This is a genomic window from Myxococcus sp. SDU36, from assembly GCF_030168875.1.
Classification (GTDB): Bacteria; Myxococcota; Myxococcia; order Myxococcales; family Myxococcaceae; genus Myxococcus; species Myxococcus vastator.
Genome location: NZ_CP077414.1, coordinates 703,595 through 722,764, shown reverse-complemented (window position 1 = coordinate 722,764; position 19,170 = coordinate 703,595). Strand labels below are relative to the sequence as shown.

At 70.7% G+C, this 19,170-nt stretch carries 16 protein-coding genes; 6 read left to right on the top strand and 10 right to left on the bottom strand.

The features are described 5' to 3' along the window. Positions 1-85: 85 nt before the first annotated feature. Positions 86-838, top strand: a complete 753-nt coding sequence (locus tag KGD87_RS03010) for an energy transducer TonB (protein ID WP_284666050.1) — start codon at positions 86-88, stop codon at positions 836-838. 6 nt (positions 839-844) lie between these two features. Here KGD87_RS03010 and KGD87_RS03005 read toward each other — a convergent pair whose 3' ends face one another. Continuing rightward, the gene (locus tag KGD87_RS03005; protein WP_284666049.1) at positions 845-1,963 is read right to left on the bottom strand and encodes a tetratricopeptide repeat protein; all 1,119 of its coding nucleotides are present in this window, start codon (positions 1,961-1,963) and stop codon (positions 845-847) included. Between the two features lie 261 nt (positions 1,964-2,224). On the opposite strand from KGD87_RS03005, the gene KGD87_RS03000 reads away from it, so the two are divergent. After that, positions 2,225-3,712, top strand: coding sequence for a phytoene desaturase family protein (locus tag KGD87_RS03000; RefSeq protein WP_284666048.1), 1,488 nt, complete (start codon positions 2,225-2,227; stop codon positions 3,710-3,712). Between the two features lie 12 nt (positions 3,713-3,724). Here the strand turns inward: KGD87_RS03000 and KGD87_RS02995 are convergent, their stop codons facing one another. From KGD87_RS02995 to KGD87_RS02965, 7 genes are all read right to left on the bottom strand, one after another. Continuing rightward, positions 3,725-4,879 carry a hypothetical protein gene (locus KGD87_RS02995; protein WP_284666047.1) on the bottom strand — a complete coding sequence of 385 codons (1,155 nt, stop codon included), beginning with the start codon at positions 4,877-4,879 and terminating at the stop codon, positions 3,725-3,727. Beyond that, positions 4,876-6,441, bottom strand: a complete 1,566-nt coding sequence (locus tag KGD87_RS02990; RefSeq protein ID WP_284666046.1) for a hybrid sensor histidine kinase/response regulator — start codon at positions 6,439-6,441, stop codon at positions 4,876-4,878. The genes KGD87_RS02995 and KGD87_RS02990 overlap by 4 nt, the downstream gene beginning before the upstream one ends. Before the next feature lie 88 nt (positions 6,442-6,529). Next, positions 6,530-7,492 (bottom strand): TIGR02757 family protein, encoded by a 963-nt coding sequence (locus tag KGD87_RS02985; protein ID WP_502887999.1) that lies wholly within the window; start codon positions 7,490-7,492, stop codon positions 6,530-6,532. An 82-nt stretch (positions 7,493-7,574) separates the two neighbouring features. Further along, positions 7,575-7,931: a GatB/YqeY domain-containing protein gene (locus KGD87_RS02980; RefSeq protein ID WP_284666045.1), complete on the bottom strand. Its 357-nt coding sequence runs from the start codon at positions 7,929-7,931 to the stop codon at positions 7,575-7,577. A gap of 107 nt (positions 7,932-8,038) precedes the next feature. Beyond that, positions 8,039-10,081 (bottom strand): M20/M25/M40 family metallo-hydrolase, encoded by a 2,043-nt coding sequence (locus KGD87_RS02975; protein ID WP_284666044.1) that lies wholly within the window; start codon positions 10,079-10,081, stop codon positions 8,039-8,041. A gap of 165 nt (positions 10,082-10,246) precedes the next feature. Next, positions 10,247-10,714, bottom strand: a complete 468-nt coding sequence (locus tag KGD87_RS02970; RefSeq protein ID WP_284668760.1) for a MogA/MoaB family molybdenum cofactor biosynthesis protein — start codon at positions 10,712-10,714, stop codon at positions 10,247-10,249. A gap of 158 nt (positions 10,715-10,872) precedes the next feature. Further along, a complete protein-coding gene (locus KGD87_RS02965; protein WP_163778573.1) occupies positions 10,873-11,190 on the bottom strand; it encodes a Rieske (2Fe-2S) protein in 318 nt (105 codons plus the stop codon). A gap of 78 nt (positions 11,191-11,268) precedes the next feature. On the opposite strand from KGD87_RS02965, the gene polX reads away from it, so the two are divergent. The 4 genes from polX (at position 11,269) to KGD87_RS02945 (ending at position 16,771) form a co-directional block, all read left to right on the top strand. Continuing rightward, the gene (gene polX, locus KGD87_RS02960; RefSeq protein ID WP_284668759.1) at positions 11,269-13,014 is read left to right on the top strand and encodes a DNA polymerase/3'-5' exonuclease PolX; all 1,746 of its coding nucleotides are present in this window, start codon (positions 11,269-11,271) and stop codon (positions 13,012-13,014) included. A 19-nt stretch (positions 13,015-13,033) separates the two neighbouring features. After that, on the top strand, positions 13,034-13,654 hold the full coding sequence (locus tag KGD87_RS02955; RefSeq protein WP_284666043.1) for an MXAN_2756 family trypsin-like serine endoprotease: 621 nt from the start codon (positions 13,034-13,036) through the stop codon (positions 13,652-13,654). Further along, positions 13,651-14,370 (top strand): myxosortase MrtX, encoded by a 720-nt coding sequence (mrtX, locus tag KGD87_RS02950; RefSeq protein WP_284666042.1) that lies wholly within the window; start codon positions 13,651-13,653, stop codon positions 14,368-14,370. Before KGD87_RS02955 ends, mrtX begins: the two co-directional genes overlap by 4 nt. 226 nt (positions 14,371-14,596) lie before the next feature. Continuing rightward, positions 14,597-16,771 (top strand): M4 family metallopeptidase, encoded by a 2,175-nt coding sequence (locus KGD87_RS02945; RefSeq protein WP_284666041.1) that lies wholly within the window; start codon positions 14,597-14,599, stop codon positions 16,769-16,771. 46 nt (positions 16,772-16,817) lie between these two features. On the opposite strand, the gene KGD87_RS36850 is transcribed toward KGD87_RS02945, so the two are convergent. Both KGD87_RS36850 and KGD87_RS02935 read right to left on the bottom strand, forming a co-directional pair. After that, a complete protein-coding gene (locus KGD87_RS36850) occupies positions 16,818-17,006 on the bottom strand; it encodes a DUF1330 domain-containing protein (protein ID WP_350101303.1) in 189 nt (62 codons plus the stop codon). A gap of 47 nt (positions 17,007-17,053) precedes the next feature. Beyond that, positions 17,054-18,952 carry a GYF domain-containing protein gene (locus KGD87_RS02935; protein ID WP_284666039.1) on the bottom strand — a complete coding sequence of 633 codons (1,899 nt, stop codon included), beginning with the start codon at positions 18,950-18,952 and terminating at the stop codon, positions 17,054-17,056. Positions 18,953-19,170 lie beyond the last annotated feature (218 nt).

Here is a 19,170-nt window from a genome sequence, read left to right as displayed (position 1 = left end):
GCTCCGCAACCACCCGTCCCCGTCGGTGCCGTCCGTCTCGCACGGCCGTCACCGGGAGCGCCTGACGCCGAGGGAGGCATCCGGAATGTTCAAGTCGGTCATCGAACGGCAGCGGGCTGGACGTCTTGGCACGGGCGTGTGGGTGTCCATCGCCCTGCACGCGGCCCTGTTCGGGGCGGTGCTCTTCATCTCCGCGAGGTCGCCAGGGCCAAGCGCGCCTCCGGAGCCGACGGAGCTGGTGCTCCGCGTGGCGCAGCCCCCGCGCGTGGCGAAAGGCTCCCCCGCCCCCGCGCAGCCGAAGGCCGCCGTCGCGCCGCGCCCACGCAACCGGGACCGCGTGCCCGCGCGGGTGCCGCCGCCGGTGGTGGACGCGCCGCCCAAGCCGGTGGAAGCGGTGGCGAGCACCGACACCAGCACCGCGACGGACGAGCTGGCGAACCCGGGGGAAGGCGAGCGGGGTGGACACCCGGAGGGCTACGAGGACAGCGACGTGATTGGCGTGCCGTATGTGCCCGGCTTGAGCCCCGGGCAGGAGAGCACGGGCACCGACATCCTCCCCTTCGGAGCGAGCATGACACTGCCCAGGCTGATGGGCGGCCCGGGCATCGAATACACGCACCAGGCCATCGCCGCCCGCGTGGAGGGCACCCTGATCGCCAAGTGCGTCATCACGGTGCGCGGCGACGTGAAGGACTGCCGCATCCTCAAGGGCCTGCCGCACATGAATGAGTCCGTGCTCGAGGCGCTCCACGCCCGCCGCTACACCCCGGTGCAGTACCAGGGCCGGACGGTGAGCGTGTCCTACGTGTTCACCCTGCGGCTCAAGCTGCCCCGGTAGGGCGGCTCAGCCCTCGTGGCCGCCCGCCGGCACCAGGACGTGCGTCAGGACGTACTTCTTGAGGCGCTGGCGGAGCGCATCCTCCAGGGTGAGCGCGATTTGAGGGTGGACGCGCGCGCCCACCTCGAACAACACCGCCTCCAGCAGCAGCCCCTCCTGGGCGATGGCGAAGAGGCGGTCCAGCGTGGGGTCCGAGGCGTCCGTCTTGCCCTCCGCCTTCTGGCTCTCATGGACCGCCAGCGCCGAGGCCAGGCACTCCATCTCCTCCACGGAGGTGAACTGCTCCTCGGTGGAGCCCGTCATCCGCGCCCGGTGTGACGGCTCGCCCAGCCACAGGGCCTTGCAGTTGGCGAACGCCAGCCAGGACGGGTCGTGGTTGGGGTCGAACTGGATGGAGACGCCCTCCGCGTCGCGCTCGGCGTACCCGCGCGGAACAATGGTGTCACCGCGGATGACCAGGCCCAGGTGCGCGTTGGTGCGGAAGAACTGGCGGATGACGGGGTAGCGCGGGCTCAGCGAAAGACACTGCGCCCAGGCATCCAGCGCCTCCTCGAAGCGCCCCAGCTTCGCCAGGGCATTGCCCTGGAAGAACCAGGCACGGTGGTCATAGGGGTTGAGGGTGGTGGCGCGGCCGTAGTGCGCAAGCGCGGTGGCCGCGTCCCCGGCGAAGTAGTCCGCGTCACCCCGGAAGACCCACGCCACGTAGCACTCGGGGCACAGCTCGGTGGCCTGGGCGTACAGCTTCGCGGCCTCGGCGTAGCGCTTCGCCTGGAAGTGGGGCTCGGCCTCATCGAGCAGGGCCTTCAGCCCGACGGGGGTGGGCCACTCGCGAATGGTGCGGCGGCCGTCCTCCACCACCACCTGGGGGACGTCAATCAGGGCCACGCGCTGCGGCCATAGCTGGTCCCCCCACCCGCCCGGAGGTGAGTCCTTGCCGTCGACCCGGTAGGCGACCTTGGAGTCCTCCAGCACCTTCACGATTTCGGAGGGCGAGAGGTAGCGCGGCGTCTCGTCCTCCGCCTGGGACGTCTCGGCGGCATCGGGGGGCGCTGCTGGGACGGGCTTCGGCGCGGACGCGCAACCCAGCACGAAGGAACAGCCGAGGACGATGAAGAATGGACGCACGCGCGAGGGCCCCTTCGAAGGATGCGAGGACAACGGCCACCAGTCTACGCCCGGGAGTTCCTCCATCCGGAGCCTCGAAACACATCGACACATCCCGAGCCCCCTCGCCTGGGAGATGTCCACCGCCAGGCAAGCATTCCGAAAGTGGCCTGAAAGGGCTCGCGAGGCCGGCGCGCCTTCGTTAGCGCCGTGGTTCCGGGCGGCGAGGGCACGGTCTTCCCGGCCGTCCTCCAAGCCGCCCCGGGCTTCGGGGCAGGGACGATGCCGAGCACCTGGTACGACGCGGTGGTGGTGGGCGCGGGGTTTGGCGGACTGGCCACCGCGCTGGAGCTGTCGCGGCGAGGCGCTCGCGTGGCGCTGTGCGAGTCGCTGAACTACCCCGGCGGCTGCGCCAGCACCTTCCAGCGGGGCGGCCATGCCTTCGAAGCAGGGGCCACGCTGTTCTCGGGCTTCGAGCCGCACCAGCTCTTCGGCCGGTGGATTCGGGAGCTCGCCCTGCCCGTCGCGGTGGAGTGGTTGGACCCCGTGGTGGAGCTGCGGACCTCCACCTCGCGGCTTGCCGTATACCGGGACCGCGAGCGCTTCATCGAAACCCTGTGCGCCCTGCCCCATGCCCCCGCGCCCGCGGTGCGGCGCCTCTTCGCGCTCCAGACGCAGGTGGCCGGCGCCCTGTGGCCGCTCTTCGACGACCCGACGCTGCTGCCCCCGTTGGACGTGCGCGCCCTGCTGCGCCACGCGGGCCGGGCGCACCAGTATCCCCCGCTGCTGCGGTGGCTGGGACGCCCCCTGGGCGCGGTGCTGGAGCACCTGGGGCTGACGGCGTTCGCGCCGCTGCGCACGTACCTGGACGCGCTCTGCCAGATTACCGTCCAGTGCAGCGCGGCCGAGGCGGAGGCCCCCTTCGCCCTGGCCGCCATGGACTACTACTGGCGCGGCACGGGCCACGTCCGGGGCGGCATCGGACAGCTCGCGCGGGCCCTGGCGGGCGCGGTGGAGGCCCAGGGAGGCACCGTCCTGCTGGCCAACCGGGTGAAGGCCGTGACGCCGGTCGCCGGAGGGTGGAGCGTGAGCGCGCGCCGAGGCGAGCTGCGGACACGCCACGTGGTGGCCAACGTGCTGCCGCGAAGCTTGAGCCGGCTGCTGGACGTCCCCCTGGAGACGCTGCCCCGCCTGGACAGCCTGTCCCGACGCGTCGAGTCCGGCTGGGGCGCGGCGATGCGATACCTGGTGGTGCGCGCGCCCGACGGCGCGGATGGCCAGGCCCATCATCTGGAGCTGGTGGAGGACCCGGCCGCGCCGTTCATTGAAGGCAACCACCTGTTCATGTCCATCAGCGGTGAGGCCGACACGGGCCGGGCGCCACCGGGCCACCGCACCGTGACGGTGTCCACCCATGTGCCACTGACGACGCTCTCCGGGCTCCCCGCGGACGCACAGCGCGGCTACACGGAGGGCATCCAGGCGCGGATGGACCAGGGACTGCGACGGCTCGCGCCGGAGTGGCTGGAGGGCCAGACGCACGTGATGACGGCCTCCCCCCGCACGTACCAGCGCTTCACGCAGCGAGACTCGGGCGCGGTGGGCGGCGTGCCCCGGCGCGCGGGCCTGGAGAACTACCGGCACCTGGGCCCCCTCCACGTCCAGGAGGGACTGTGGCTGGTGGGGGACTCGGTGTTCCCCGGCCAGAGCACCCTGGCCACCGCGGTGGGCGGCGTGCGCACCGCAGCGAGCATCACCTCGCGAAGCTGAGGCAAGCCCCGCTCAGGCGTCGAGCAGGTCCGCCCAGAAGCGCACCAGCCGCCACACGTCCATCAGCGCCCGCGGCCCATCCATCTCCGCATGGGTGATGAGCGGCGTGGCCAGCGCGTGGACCTCGGTGTGGGGGCTCAGGGCCGCGGCCAGCCGGCGGGACTCGATGGCGGGAATCACCGTGTCCCCCGCGCCGTGCAGCAGGAAGACGGGCGCGGTGGGCGGCGGCGAGCGCTCCGGTGACAGCGCCGGGTCCGCGGCGAAGGCCTTCACGAAGGGCAGCAAGCGGGGGCCCAGCGCCGCCACGTCGCGCGTATTCACATGGCCCATCAACGTGGCCGCGGGCTCCGGCAGCTCCGCCTGGAGCTCGCGCGCCTGAGCGAACGTCTTCGCCGCGAGGCGGCCATCCACCATGGCCTGATGCGAGGCGCGAAGGAAGGTCCGGATGCCCGCGCGCAGGGGCTCCACCTGCTCGGCCGGCACCAGCTCCTCCGCCACGTTGAGCAGGATGATGACCACGCCATAGTCATGCGGGGCCAGGTGACTTCCATCCGGCAGCTCGCCCGAGCACAGGAAGGTGAGCACGCGCGGCAAGTCCCCATGCCCGCCGAAGGAGAGCGTGGCCGCCACCCTGTCTTTCAAGGCGGGCCGCCCCGCCGCCACCACCGACAGGCCGCCGGAGAAGCTGATGCCGAACAGGTTCACCTTGCCGTCGGGCGCCAGGTCCGCTCGCGACGCGGCCCACACGGCGGCGTCTTCGATGATGTCCGTCAGGCGCGGCGTGATTTCGTAGCGCAGCAGGTCCGGCGGCTCCGGGGTGAGCACCGCCTGGCCGCCCATGGCCAGGTCCTCCGCCAGCGTCACCAGCCGAGGCTCGTCGATGCCATCCGCGTGGACGCCCGAGGTCAGCACCACGGTGCGCCCACGCTGCGTCACCGGCCGGTACAGCCGGGCACGCACCGGGCCGTGACGCGTGGGCACCCGCACGTCACTCACATCGAAGGGCACGGTGCGCCAGTCCGCGAGCGCCGTCTCCACGCGGCCCTGCATGCCCGCCGCGCGCACCACCAGCGACAGGCCCCGCAGCCACCCCGGCACCACGAGCAAGCCCGCGGCCAGCAGCGCCACCAGCGCCGCTGCCAGACTCCGCCGCACCGCCCGGCTCATTGAAAGAGGTGCTCCACGAAGGTGCACAGGCGCTCGCGCTCGAAGGGCTTCTCCAGCAGCCCGCGGGTGCGGCGGCCCACGAACTCACGTGCCTGCGCGGTGAAGGCGCCCCCCGTCATCAGCCCGGTGCGCAGCGCGAGGTCTGGCGCCAGCCGCTCCAGCTCCACCACGAAGTCCAGCCCGCTCATGCCCGGCATCATCACGTCGCACAGGATGGCATCGAACCGCTCCCCCATGGAAAGCAAGCGCAGGGCCTCGCGCGCGTCCTGGACGACGTGAATCTCATACACGTCACGCACCAGCCGGCTCACCGAGTTGCCCACGGAGGGCTCGTCATCGATGAGCAGCAGCCGCCGGCGGATGCGAGCGGCCACAGGCTCCAGAGGCGGCGCTGGCTCCGCGCCCTCCGTCTGGCCCGCGGCCTGCGTGGGCAGGACGATGCGGAAGGTGCTGCCCCAGCTGGGCGCGCTGGAGACCTCGATGCGTCCGCCCATGGCCTGCACCAGCGTGAGGCTGATGGACAGCCCCAGCCCCGTGCCCTCTCCGACGGGACGGGTGGAGAAGAACGGGTCGAAGATGCGGCGTTGCACGTCCGGCGCCATGCCGTGCCCGTTGTCGGAGACCTCCAGTTCCACGTGCCGGCTGCTGCTGGCGCGCAGGGACACCCGCACCCGGTTCTCCTCGGGCGCACGGTCCGGCAGCGCCTGGAGCGCGTTCAACAGCAGGTTCACGACAATCTGGGTGAGGCGCGCTTCGTTGCCATGAACGGGCAGCACCGGCTCCAACGTGCATGTCAGCCGGGCGACCAACCCCATCTGGTTGCGGAGCAGCCGCAGCGCGCCGTCCACCACGTGCACCATGTCCACCGGGCCGTGCAGCTCTTCATCCGCGCGTGAGAAGGTGCGCAGGTCGCGGACAATCGCGCTGACGCGGCCAGCGCCTTCCTGGGCCTCCGCCACCACCTCACGCAGCTCCATGAGCTGATCGTGAGACAGCTCAGGCTGGGAGAGCAGCTCGCGCAGGTACGAGAGGTTGGAGCTGACGTAGGACAGGGGGTTGTTGATTTCGTGCGCGACGCCCGCGGCGAGCGTGCCAATCGACGCCATCCGGTCCGCCAGCACCCACTGCGACTCCAGCCGCGCGCGGTCCGTGACCTCGTGGAGGCTCGGCGTGGGCGTGGCGTCCCCCTCCGACAGCGCCAACAGGCGCCGGCGCAGACTCGCGAGCCGCACGCCCCAGTGTGTCCCGGGCGCGGGCAGACACTCATCCGCGCCGGCTTCGGCCAGCGCGTCGGCTTCCACGGGCGCGCGGTTCGTGAGCACGACCAGGTGCGTGCGGGGCACCCCGCGCAGGGCATTCAACCGCTGACAGCTCGTGCACAGCTCCGACAAGAGGCCGCCGTCGTCCCACAGGACGATGAGTCCTTCGGAGATGGCCACGGGCAGGGTCCCCACCAGGGGCACACGCAAAATCTGGCAGTTCCGTCCCGCGTCGGACTCGAGAATCCCTCGCTCGACCTCCTCCGACACCTCGGGAGGTAATGCCACCAGCGTCACAAACACGGCGTCAATCCTCCGGCCCCATGAGCCCCGGGTTCCGCGCGCGGGAGCCGGAGCCACGCGCCCATTGCAGCGCCCGCGCGCTCCACGGTCAACGTCGTCGCGTCGCCGACAGTCCTCTGCCCTTCCGAGCGGTGGTTCCCGGGACCCGGCGGGTCGCCGTCGCCACCACCTGTGGCCCCACGGCGCACGCCTGCAGCAGCGGGCAGCGGCCGCAATTCTCCGCCACGGGTTGGGCGGGGCAGGCCCCACTCATGCCGTAGTGACACAGGGCGAAGTCGTAGCGGACGGGGTCGGCCGGGTCCAACACGCGCAACGCGGCTGTCACCTCCTCCGCCGTGCGCCACGTCAAATCACTGCGGCGGGTCAATCCCAGGTGCCGCGAGATGCGACCCAGGTGGGTGTCCAAGGGAATCAGGAGCGCGGAAGGTGGCACGCGCTTCCAGATGCCGAAGTCCACGGTGTCCGGCCCCCGCACCATCCACCGGAGGTAGAGGTTGAGCCGCTTGGCCGCCCCCCCGCCCAGCGGCGAGGGCAGCAGGTGATTCAACCCGCGCTCCGGCCCCAGGGCCTTTCGCAAGGCGTCCATGGGAATGGCGCGCAGGCCCGTCGTGAAGTGGTCCAACGCGCCGTGCAGGGTGTCACGCGTCTGGAGTCCCTGGAGGAACAGCGCCTCCAGGCTGCCCAGCTCTCGCAGCACGCGGCCCATGCCCAGCAGGAGCACCGCCACGTCCGTGCCCACGTTGAAGCGGTACACGAAGCCTTCAAGCAGCGCCCGCGCCCCCGCCACGTCGAGCGCCGCGGCGAAGGCGGCGGGGGACGGCCCCATGCGGCGCAGCAGCGCGTCCACCTTGGGACGGAACAGGTCCGCGCGGCCGTATGCCAACCCGGCCGCCAGCAGCGCGCTGACCTCGATGTCTCGCGCGTCCTGGTAGCGATGAGGGAACTCCACCGGATCGAACGCGATGCGGGCCCGCGCGTCGGTGGACGTCAGCACGGCTTCCAGCCGGGGCCGGAGGTGCTCGGCGGCTCGCGGGGAGAGCCCGGTGGCCAAGGCGGTGCGGCTCCTCGAGCGCGGTGTCACGACAGGGACTCCCTCATGGTGCAGGAACGGCGGGCCGCCGCCCTGTCTTCCCTCAAAGCGCCAGCAGCACGTCCAGCTGCGCCTTCACGGCGCTCGCCTCGTCATGCTTCCCGAGTTTCTCGTAGAGGGCCACCGCGTCCCGCCGCTCTTGAAGCTCGCGGTCGACGACGGCCTGCACGGCCTCCGGCGTCAGCGCCAGCCGGGGCACTTCCCCACTCCCCAGCCCACCCGCGCTTCCGGCGAACCCGCCACCCACGGCGGTGGGCGCCACGCGCAGGTCCGGTGCTTCCGCGTTGTCGATGGCCGCGAGCGTCTCGCGCAGCACCGCCGCCGCCTGGGTGCTCCGCGCGCGCATGGCATCCTTCAATGCGGCGCGCAGAGCCGCCTTCCACTCATCCACGGTTCGCATGCGCGCACCCTATCGACGCGCGTGGGGCGACTCAAGGCGCGCGCTCCGTCAGAGGTCTCCAGGCCCAGGCAAGCGGCGCGGCCTGGAGACCCGACGCACCGGGAGCGTTACCGCAGCAACGCCGACGGCTGCACGGCGAAGATGAGGTCGTCGTGGTCGTTGTAGTTGCCCTCCATGCAAGGCGTCGTGCTTCCGCGATTGCGGAAGACCGCTCGCACGGCCTGGGCGGCGCTGCCCTCCGGCAGCGTGTAGGTGGCGGACAGCGTGTGGAGGCCCTTGGACGGAACGGGCAGCGTGGTGACGTGCTGCCAGGCGGGGTTGTTGGCGTCGGCCGCGAAGAACAGGTCCAGCTTGTCGTTGAGCTTGTTGTAGGCAAAGACGGTTGCATCGACGCGGACCAACTTGCCCGGCGCGAACTCCGTCCCGTCCAGCGTGGACACCACGATGCGCTCGTTCGACTGGTCCACCAGGTGCGTGCCCGACAAGCCGTCCCTGCAGGAGTTCTTGATGGTGTTCGGCGCGTTCACCTCGGGCCCGACGAAGCCGCCGCGCCCGTTGAGCAGCGTGCCGGAATCACACGCGTTGGAGGCCGAGGCGCACCGCGGCGCCCTCAGGATTGGGTCGAACCCAGCCGCGCTGGTCGCGTTGCTCACCGTCACGGTCACCGCGCTGCTGGTCGCCGCGACGCCCACGAGGTCAACCGCCCGCGCCGTCACGGCGTGGCTGCCGTTGGGCACCGCGGCCGTGTCCCAGTCGAACGCGTACGGCGCCGTGGTGTCCGTCGCCTTCAGTTCGCCATCCACGAAGAACTCCACGCGGTTCACGCCGGAAGCATCCGTGGCCGAAGCCGTGACAGTCGTAACTCCAGACACCGTGCTGCCGGCGGCAGGAGCGGTGATGGCGACCTCCGGCGGCGTCTCGTCGATGACCACCCCACCCTTGGCCAGCTCCGCCACGTATGCGGCGGCCAGCTTCGCGAACTTGAGCGCGTGACGGGCATCGCCACCGCTGTTGTGGAGCGTGTCATTGACGGTGTGGATATACGGGTTGGACGCGCTCAGCGGCGCCTCGAAGGGCATCGAGGCCGCGAAGCCCGCGCTCGTCCATGACGCATGGTCCGAGCACGCGTAGCCACACATCGTCGTGGTCCATTCGAGTTCGGGCTGATACGTGTCGATGAGGTTGGTGACGAACGTGTTCTGCGCCGCGTTCGTCCGGTCGCTCACCAAGGCCACGTCGATGTTCGACCGCAGGTTGTAGTTCGTCATGTCGAGCTGGAGCACGCCCACCACGTCGATGTCGTCCGCTGCGTACCGGGTGGCGATCGCCGAGGAGCCGCGCAGGCCCACTTCCTCGGCCGCGTAGGCCATGAACTTCACGGTGCGCTCCGGGCGGTAGTTCTGGAGCATGGCCACGCGAATCACCTCGGTGAGCGTGGCGATGCCCGAGGCATCGTCGTCCGCGCCGGGCGCCGTGCTGCCGTTGCTGGTGGAGTCCAGGTGGCCACCGAGCACGACGACCTCTTCCGACAGGGTGGTGCCGGTAATCGTCAAGATGACGGAGGGCTGCGCCCAAGAGGCGTGGTTGAAGAACTCGACGGTGACGTCGGAGCGCGTCGCCGGAACCAGCGACTCCCAGTACCCCTTCAGCCAGTTGGCTGACGTCACGCCCGTCGTCGACGTGTAGTAGCGCGTCGCGTAGCTGGACAGGTGGTCGATGACCCCTCGGATGGCCAGCTCCTGAACCCCCGCTTGCAACGCGTTGACCGTCGACGCGTTGTCGAGGCTGTACGTGACGGCCGTGGCCTTGGCGGCCTTCGCCGCGGCTGACGGGTCCAGGGCGGCGAGCGCGGCCGCTTCGGTGTCGTGGTAGATGAAGCCACCACAGCGGTTGAGCTTCTCATGCATCATCCGCGAGATGAGGTTGAGCTGGGACTCACGCACGCGCAGCGCGGTGACGTCCTCCTTCTGACCGCTCAATGCGGGCGCCGCGTGCCCAGCGCTGGCGAAGGCGGCGTTGACGTGTTCGAGGGCATCGGAGCCGAGGGTGATCCACACCTCGGGGTCGGAAGCCTGCGACGGGGGCGCCTTCGCGAACGCCGAGACACTACAGAGCACCAGGAGGACTGAAGCGAGGCGCTTCATGTTCATACGTTTCTCCACTGCCAGGCGGGGACGTGCGGTTGAGATGGCAGGGAGAGAAATCCCCGCCTTCACCGTCAACTTACACTCCCGGCGAAAACAGGGGACATTGCTCGTGACGAAACACGCCGGCCCCGGCCATTCTCATGGCTTGAGACAAGCGCGGTGTGGACGCTAACGCGACAGCTCACGCACCGCGTGGCCCAGCTCGGGGAGGATGAGCGCCTCCAGCGCGAGCCGCACGGCCTTGGGCGAGCCCGGCAGCGCGAAGAGAATCATGCCCTGGCAGGTGCCCGCCGTGGCGCGGGACATCATCGCCGCGCTCCCCACCTGACGGTAGGACAGCATCCGGAAGAGCTCGCCGAACCCTGGCAGCTCCTTCTCGAACAGCGGACGCAGCGTCTCCACCGTGCAGTCGCGCTGGCCAATGCCGGTGCCTCCGGTGAACAGCACGGCCCGGGCCCCCGCCTGGCGCGCGGTTTCCAGCGCGCCGCGAATGGCCTCCGGGTCATCCTTCACCACGACGGTGCCCGCAATGCCGTGGCCCGCCGCCTCCAGGCCCTCGCGCAGGACCCGGCCACTTTCATCGCGCGCCGCGTCGCGGCTGTCCGAACACGTCACGATGAAGGTGCTGACATGCACCGGCGCTCGCGCCTTGTGCTCCTCCGCCGGGCCGTGGTCGTGGCCGTGCGGGGAGTGGTGATGGTGGTCGTGGTGATGATGCGCGTGGTCACCGTGGTCGTGGTCGTGGTCGTGGTCGTCGTGCGCCATGGCGGGAACTCCGGAGTGCGGGAGGGACTTCAGGGCGTGTCGGGCCAATCGATGACGAGCGCGCCGTCTTCGACCGTGACCTGGACCGTCGGCTGGTCGTCACAGACCCCCGGCGAGGTCGCGTTGTGCCCGGTGTCCATGTCGAAACCGACCTCATGGCACGGGCAGACGACCAGGTTGTCCTCGATGCGACCGCCGGACAGCAGACACCCGGCGTGGTTGCACCAATCATCCAGGCCCTTGTAGCGCCCGTGGATCTTCGCGATACACACGTTGCGCTTGCCGACCTCGTAGCCCCGCATTTCCCTCTCGGCGAAGTCCGCCGGTCCCAGCTTGATCTTCGTCATCGCGGCCCCTTTTCCCACAACACGGGATTGGCTGCACTCCCGATGCCCGGGCATTACCTTCTCCCCGTGACTCCCGACGTGACCATCCCCACTGCTGTCGACAAGGCCACCGTCGCCCAGGTCCTCCGTGACATTTCCCTCCTGCTCCAGCTCCAGGGCGAGAGCGGGTTCCGCGTCCGCGCCTATGACATGGCGGCGGACCGCGTCGCCGGGCTTCCCCAGGAGCTGGGCCCGCTGGTCGCGGAGGGCCGACTGGAGAGCCTCCCAGGCATCGGCGCCGCGCTCGCCGAGAAGATCACCGAGCTGGTGACCACCGGACGGCTCGGCTACCTGGAGGAGCTGCGGGCGCAGTTTCCTTCCGGGCTGCTGGAGCTGACGCAGTTGCCGGACGTGGGGCCGAAGAAGGTGGCCACGCTCTGGCGTGAGCTCCAGGTGAGCAGCGTCGAAGCGCTGGAGCGGGCCTGCCGTGAGGGCCGCGTGCGGCAGCTGCGCGGCTTCGGCGCGAAGAGCGAAGCGAAGATGCTGGAAGGCATCTCCGTGTACCGGCGCGCGCGAGGCGAGCGCAAGCTGCTGGGCGAGGTGCTGCCGGTGGCCACCGCGCTGCTGGAGCGGGTGAAGGCCGCGCCAGGTGTGGTGCGCGCCAGCCTGGGCGGCAGCGTGCGCCGGCAGGCGGAGACCGTGGCGGACGTGGACATCATCGCCTCCGCGCCGGAGGCCGGCCCCGTCCTGGATGCCCTGGCGAACGCGCCGGGCGTGGCCGCGGTGCTGGGCAAGGGCGAAAGCAAGTGCTCCGTGCGGCTGGAGGCCGGTGACCTCCAGGTGGACCTGCGCGTGCTGCCCGACGAGGACTTCGCCACCGCGCTGCACCACTTCACCGGCTCGAAGGCGCACCACATCCGCCTGCGCAGCCTGGGGCAGGAGCGCGGCCTCAAGATTTCCGAATGGGGCGTCCACCGCGAGGACGGCACCAAGGTGCCCGTGACGGAGGAGTCCGGGCTCTACGCCCTGCTGGACATGCAGTACGTCCCCCCCGAGCTGCGCGAGGACACCGGTGAGGTGGAGGCCGCACGCGCAGGCCAGCTCCCCAAGGACCTGCTCACGCTGGAGGACGTCCAGGGCGCGGTCCACGCGCACAGCACCTGGTCCGACGGGCGCAACAGCCTGGAGGAGATGGCGCTCGCGGCGCGGGCGCTGGGCCTGCGGTACCTGACCATCACCGAGCACAGCGAGGCGGCCATCTACGCGGGTGGCCTGAAGGTGGATGACCTCAAGCGCCAGTGGGAGGAGATCGACCGCGTCAACGCGGCCGTCTCCGGCGTGCGGCTGCTCAAGGGCATCGAGGTCGACATCATGGAGTCCGGCGCGCTCGACTATGCCGACAGCGTGCTGGAGCAGCTCGAGGTCGTCATCGGCTCCATCCACGTCCGGCACAGCATGGACGAGGACCAGATGACGCGCCGGCTGCTGGCCGCGCTGGACAACCCCTGCCTCCAGATTCTGGGGCACCCCACCGGCCGGCTCATCAACAGCCGGGAGCCCTACCCCGTCCGCATGGACGCGCTCCTGGAGCGGGCCGCCGAGCGTGGCGTGGCGGTGGAGGTCAACGGCAAGCCCGCGCGCCTGGACATCAAGGCCGAATATGTCCGGCAGGCCGTGAAGCGGGGCGTCCGCCTGGTGGTGAGCTGCGACGCGCACCAGAAGGAGGACCTGAAGAACCTGGCCTTCGCGGTGGCCACCGCGCGCCGGGGCTGGGCCCGGAAGGGGGACGTGCTCAACACGCTCTCAGCGGACCGCTTCGTCACCGCGCTGCGCGAGCGCCGGTGATAGGCTGCGGCACCCGCCGATGTCCCGCCTGCCGCCGCTGCTCCTCCTCTGTCTCCTCCCCTTCGCCGCCGCCGCCGCGGAGGCCGACAGGCCCTCGCGCGCCGACCTCCAGCGGGTGCTGGAGCGGCACGGGCGCTCGGTGGTGCACGTCAAGGGTCCTCGGAACGCGGGGCCCGGCGTCTTCGTGGGGGCGGCGGGTCAGGTCCTCACCTCCGTCACTCCCGTGGGGAGCAGCTTCACCGGCCTGAATGCCACCACGGTGGAGCACGACGGAAGGACGCTGCCCGCCCGCGTGGTGATGGCCAGCCAGGACCTCCAGGTGGCGGTGCTCGCCGCCCCGGATGGCACCTACCCGGCGGCGCCCGTGAAGCTGCTTCGGGACGGCGACAGCCTCGACGGCCGCTGGCTGGTGGGCGTCCTCCCCGCCAGGAAGGGCCAGCCCACGCGCCCCGTGCCGGCGCGAGCCCGGGCGGCCCAGGCCCCCTTCTATGACGTCCCCCTGGCCCTGCCCGCGGGCAGCCCCGTCTTCGACGCGGAGGGGCGGCTGGTGGCCGTGGTGGTGAAGAAGCACCGCCGCGGCTGCCGGGTGCTTCCGCTGAGCGCGGTGAAGGTGGAGCTGGCGTCGGTGGACATGCCATGACCCGGGCCGTGACGACTCCCTGGCGACCGAACGCCGTGCAGGAAGCGGTGGGGCTGTGGGCAGTGGGCTTCCTGTCCATCGTCGCCACCTTCCTCCTGATGGGTGGAACCAGCGTCCCCAAGCTGGTCGCGACGGTGGGCTTCCTCTACCTGCCGCTCATCCCCATGCGCTGGCGGGACGAGGACTACGCGGACTACGGCCTGTCGCTGCGCGCGTGGCGTGAGGACCTGCGCCTGTTCCTGCTGCTGTCCGCGGTGGTGGGCCCGCTCTTCTTCCTGGGCTTCGCCGCGTTCGCGGAGGTGCTGCCCCACCTGCCCACGGCGCTGGCCAGGCACCTCACGCCGCTGATGGGCGAGGGCCGCTTCCAGCCCCGACTGCCCCCGCGCTTCGGTGAGTGGTTCATCGACCAGCTCTTCGTCGTCGCGCTGCCGGAGGAGTTCTTCTACCGGGGCTACCTCCAGACGCGGCTGCGCGACGCCTGGCCTCAGGGCCGCAAGTTCCTGGGGGGCCGGCTGGGCCCCGCCTTCTGGCTGACGGCGCTGCTGTTCGCCCTGGGCCACCTGGCCATCTTCCAGGCGTGGCGGTTGTCCGTGTTCTTCCCGGCGCTGCTCTTCGGGTGGATGCGCGAGCGCACCGGCACTGTCATCGGCGCCGCCTTGTTTCACGCGGCTTGCAACCTCTACGTGCGGTTTCTCGAGGTTTCTTTTTTCGGCTGATTACCGCCGAGTATCGCCGCGCCCCCACTCTCCGTAGCAGCGTCGCGCCCACCCTCCGTGAAACATGGATGTGTTGACGCGCCCGTAACCTGATTTCAACGGAAGCTCGACAAGGTTTTACTTGTCTTTCGCGAATGACTTACTGCGTCGAAAATATCACAAGAAACTCCGTGCCACACTGCGGCGATAACTCTTCAACCCCCTTGCACTGAGTTCGAGACCCCCAATGACGATTCGCCGCACCGAAGGTCCGAAGCCCACGATTCGCCCCACTGCTGCTTCCGAGGCTCAGTCGAAGACGGCCGCGAAGCCGGCGACCATCGCCCCGAACGTCATCAAGGACGGGTTCGGCCCCGCGGCCAAGACGTCGGACCTGGCGCGCGCGGAGAAGTCGCTGAAGCCGCTGCCGCCGCCCGTGGGCCGGCTCTCCCTGGACAGCCGCGAGGCGCAGACGGCCATCCAGACGTCGCTGGCGCACGTGACGCCCGACACACAGACCTCCGTCCGCAACCCGGGCATCACCGGCGGCATCCAGTTCCCCGCGTACACGCCCAAGAGCGTGGAGCGCGACGAGTTGGGCATGACACACGTGCGCCTGGACCGCATGCATGAGGGCGTGAAGGTCTACGGCGAGCAGCTCGTGTCGCACCTGGATCCCGAAGGCAAGGTGCGCAGCGTCACCGGCGACCAGTCCTCGATTCCGGCGGGCATCGGCAGCCAGAAGCCCAAGCTGTCGCACGCGCAGGTGCTGGACATCGCGCTGAAGGAGTTCGGCTCCAAGCCGGACCGCCAGCCCAACTCCGAGCGCATCATCTACAAGGACCCGTCGGGCGAGTACCGCTCCGCCTACCGCGTGGAGGTCACCAACGTGGACGGCACCGAGGAGCCCCGCCGGATGAACTACCTGGTGGATGCGAACTCCGGGAAGGTCTACGAGCAGTTCAACACCATCGACGGCTTCAAGAACTGCCCCTGCTCCGCCTCGCACGGCGGTGAGAGTGCTGCCGCGGCCAAGGGCGCGAAGGGCGCCGCCGCGGCCTCGTCCGACATCCAGGCCACCGCGACGCCGAAGGCGGAGATCGCCGACAAGGCCACCGTCACGTCGAAGCTCAACGTGACCCAGGACGTCACCGTGGACCAGCTGAAGCTGGACCTGGACATCGACCACACGTTCAAGGGCGACCTGTCGATTGCCCTCACCAGCCCCTCCGGCAAGACGGAGGTGGTGCACAACCGCCAGGGTGGCAGCGCGGACCACGTGAAGGGCAGCTTCGACCTGAGCGCGTTCAAGGGCGAGCCCGCCAAGGGCGAGTGGACGCTGAAGGTGCAGGACCACGCGACGCGCGACACCGGCACGCTGAACAGCTGGGGCCTGACCATCACCCCGAAGGCCGCGCAGGAGCCCAACGAGCCGGCCCCCGGTGGGAAGCCGGTGGACGACACGTCGATGTACAGCGGCAAGGTCGCGCTGGACACGAAGCAGCAGGCGGACGGCACGTTCACGTTGGAGGACGGCACGCGCGGCAAGGGCGTGGCCACCTACGACGCGCTGAACCGCGAGCGCGCCAGCGGCCAGACGCCCATCACGGACGACAATGACGTCTGGGGCGAGCCCACGGACCCGGAGCGCAACAAGGCCGCGGTGGACGCGCACTACGGCGCGCAGATGACGTACGACTTCCTGAAGAACGTCCTCGGTCGTGACTCCATCGACGGCGCGGGTGAGAAGCTGGTCTCCTACGTCCACGTCAGCAACAACTACGTGAACGCCTACTGGGACGGCGAGAAGATGAGCTACGGCGACGGCGACGGCCGCACCTCCGGGCCGCTCACCGCGCTGGACATCGCCGGTCACGAAATCGCGCACGGCCTCACCGAGCGCACCGCCGGCCTCATCTACCGCGGCGAGTCCGGTGGCCTGAACGAGGCGATGAGCGACATCATGGGCGCTGGCGTCGAGTGGTACGCGTCCAAGCAGAATCCGGACGTGAAGTTCAACTGGACGATTGGCGAGGCGGCCTGGACGCCGAACAACGGCGATGACACCGACGGCCTGCGCTACATGAACGATCCGACGAAGGACAACTACTCGATCGACCACTACAGCAACTACCCGAAGCAGACCGCGGTGCACGGCTCCAGCGGCATCGCGAACAACGCCTTCTACCTGCTGACCGTCGGCGGCACGAACCGCACGTCCGGCATCGAGGTGAAGGACGGCATCGGCATGGAGAAGAGCCAGAAGATCTTCCACCGCGCCCTGGCTCACTACATGACGCCGAGCACCACCTTCGCCCAGGCGCGCATCGCGACCATCCAGGCCGCCACGGACCTCCACGGCGCGGACTCGGCCGAGGTGGCGAAGGTCAAGGAAGCCTGGACCGCCGTCGGCGTGAACTAAGCCTCCCGCTTCACTGAAGACACCTGAGCCCGGCCCGGCCCGCGACCTACCGCGGGCTGGCGCCGGGCTTCGGCTTTTCAGCGGCCGCGCAGGCCGGTGACTCCCCTGTTTCGGTGACAGGCGTCGTGGCCGGCACGCCCTCCACCAGCCACAGGATGGAGTGCGCGCTCTCGTGGCGGAGCGCCTTGGCGGCGGCGTACTCCGGGGACGCCCACCAGGCCCTGGCGTGCTCCACGCTGGGGAACTCCAGCAGGACGAAGCGTGGGCGCTCCGCGCGGCGGCTCAGAACTCGTATCGGAAGACGACGGGCGCTCCCTGCGTTCGGTGCCTGGGGAACGTCCAGGCGCCAATCTTCTGCTGCATGCAACGCACGAGCGACGTGCCGCGAAGCCACGGCGTCTCGGTGGTGATGGACTCCACCTTCCCGCTGGGCAGGACGCTCAAGCGCAGCACGGCGCGGTCCCCCTCCCGCGGCGGCGCGGACTGCTCGCGGGCACACGCCGCGAGCTCCGAGCGCCGGGCATGGACCACCGCGAAGACGGTGGCCAGGTCGAGCGACTCGCGGGGCGCCGTCGGGTCGGGCGGAACGTAGACGGTCGGCTTGTGGTGCTTGGTGGCGTTGGGTCCCGGGCCGGAGAGCACGCGGTCGAAGTCCGCGTCGGGCCCCAGGTCGTCCTCCGAGCTGCCAGCCGTCGCGGCCTCCGCGACCGTCGTGGCGGGCCGCCTGGCGGGCTCCGGCTCCGGAGCAGGCGCCACGGAGTGCTTCCCGATGACGAAGGCCACGGCGACGTCGCGCGAGGAGAGGCTGCCCGTGGGCCGCTCGAAGACGCGCTCCTCCGGCGACGGCCGTCCGCCGCCCGTCGCGGCGCGCGCCGTGCTCTCCGTGCCGGTCAGCTCTGGCACGCGACCTCCGCGGTCGACCGAGACGGCCGAGAGCGCGGGCGGCGATGCGCGGGCGGGCTCCTGTGTCTGGCTCGGGTCGCGCGCGCTCTCCGCGGCCGACGTCGCGACGCCCGCGCCGCTGAGGCTCGAACTCGCGCGGCCTGTGCCACCCGCTGACGTCGCGGTGCCCGACGCCGCGCCGCCCTGACTCCCAGCCGCGGCGGCTTCCGGCGATGGCGCGGCGGCCACCGGCTGTTCCGCGGGCGGGGGCGTACCGGGGACGCGCGTCGTGTCCACGGCATCACCGGGGCTCGCGGCGCCACGGCCGCTCCCTCCGCCAAAGACGCCCAGCGCCAGGGCCACCGACATGCCGCCGATGGCCCCCCCCGCCAGGATGAGCCCCAGCCGGCGCTTGCGACGTGTGCGCTCCTCGGGCGACGGCGCCGCCAGCACCGCGTGGGTTCCCACGGGCTCCGCCACGGGCATCGGGTCCGACGCCGGGGCGCCCTCCACGGCGAAGTCACTCGCGGCCGGCGCGGTGACAGGTTCCGGCGCGAGCGCCGCGGCAACGGCTTCCGGAGCCCCTGGGGCCTCCACGGGAGGTGGTGCGCTGGACGCCTGCGCCCGCGGCATGGCGGCGGCGCCCACCGCGGGAGCCGCCACGACGGCGGCGGGAGCAATGGCCGCGAAGGGGGGCACCACCGTGCCCGGTGCATCCAGAATCACCCGCTCCGTGGTGGCCTCGGAGACCTCCACCACGCGCGCGGCCTGAGGCCTGAAGGCCCCGGCCGCTTCCGGCGGAACGGGCGGAGGTCCCGCGGGCACGGACGGCGGAAGCAGCGCGGAAGCGAGTTCCGGGATGTGCCCCAGGGGCAGCCACTCACTGAAACCCTCGCGCCAGCACAGGGAATCAAAGCCCAGAAACCCCCGCTCGACGTGGGCCTTCAGGTCCGCGAGGTCGTGAGGACCGTAGGCCGCGCCGCCCGTGACGAAGTACCAGGCTTGCTTCACGACAGGCGCGGCTTCCTTCGGCGGCGCCGCCTCCTCGCCCAAGGTGGACGCCCTTGAACGGCCCGCGCCCCGGTGCAGCCGCTCCGACTGCGTGGCCTCGCGGTAGCGCGGCTGCGCGCTGGGCCGGACTCGAAGGCTCTTGTCCGTGCGCAGCTGGCCCACGATGGCGTCCAGCTCCGCATCCGACACGCCATCCAGCACGGGCGAATCGCCCTCATCAGGGCGCTCTGGGGCGACCTCCCGGGCGTGCCCCGGGTTGGCGTTGTCTTCCCCTGAGTTGCCGGCCATCGACCCGCTCCTTGATTCCATCCGGTCCCGATTAAGCCGCACCATCAGACCTCACCCAATGGAATGCCACCATGGCGATTCGTCAAACGGCGAGCGTCTGCGCGGAGGTGGACACAGCCCCCCGCGTGGGACGGAGCCCTAGCGTAGTTCCCAGGCCCCACCTTCGTACAATGCCCCGACTGTGCGGCATGCACACACAGCCAACTGGCACGGTGCGC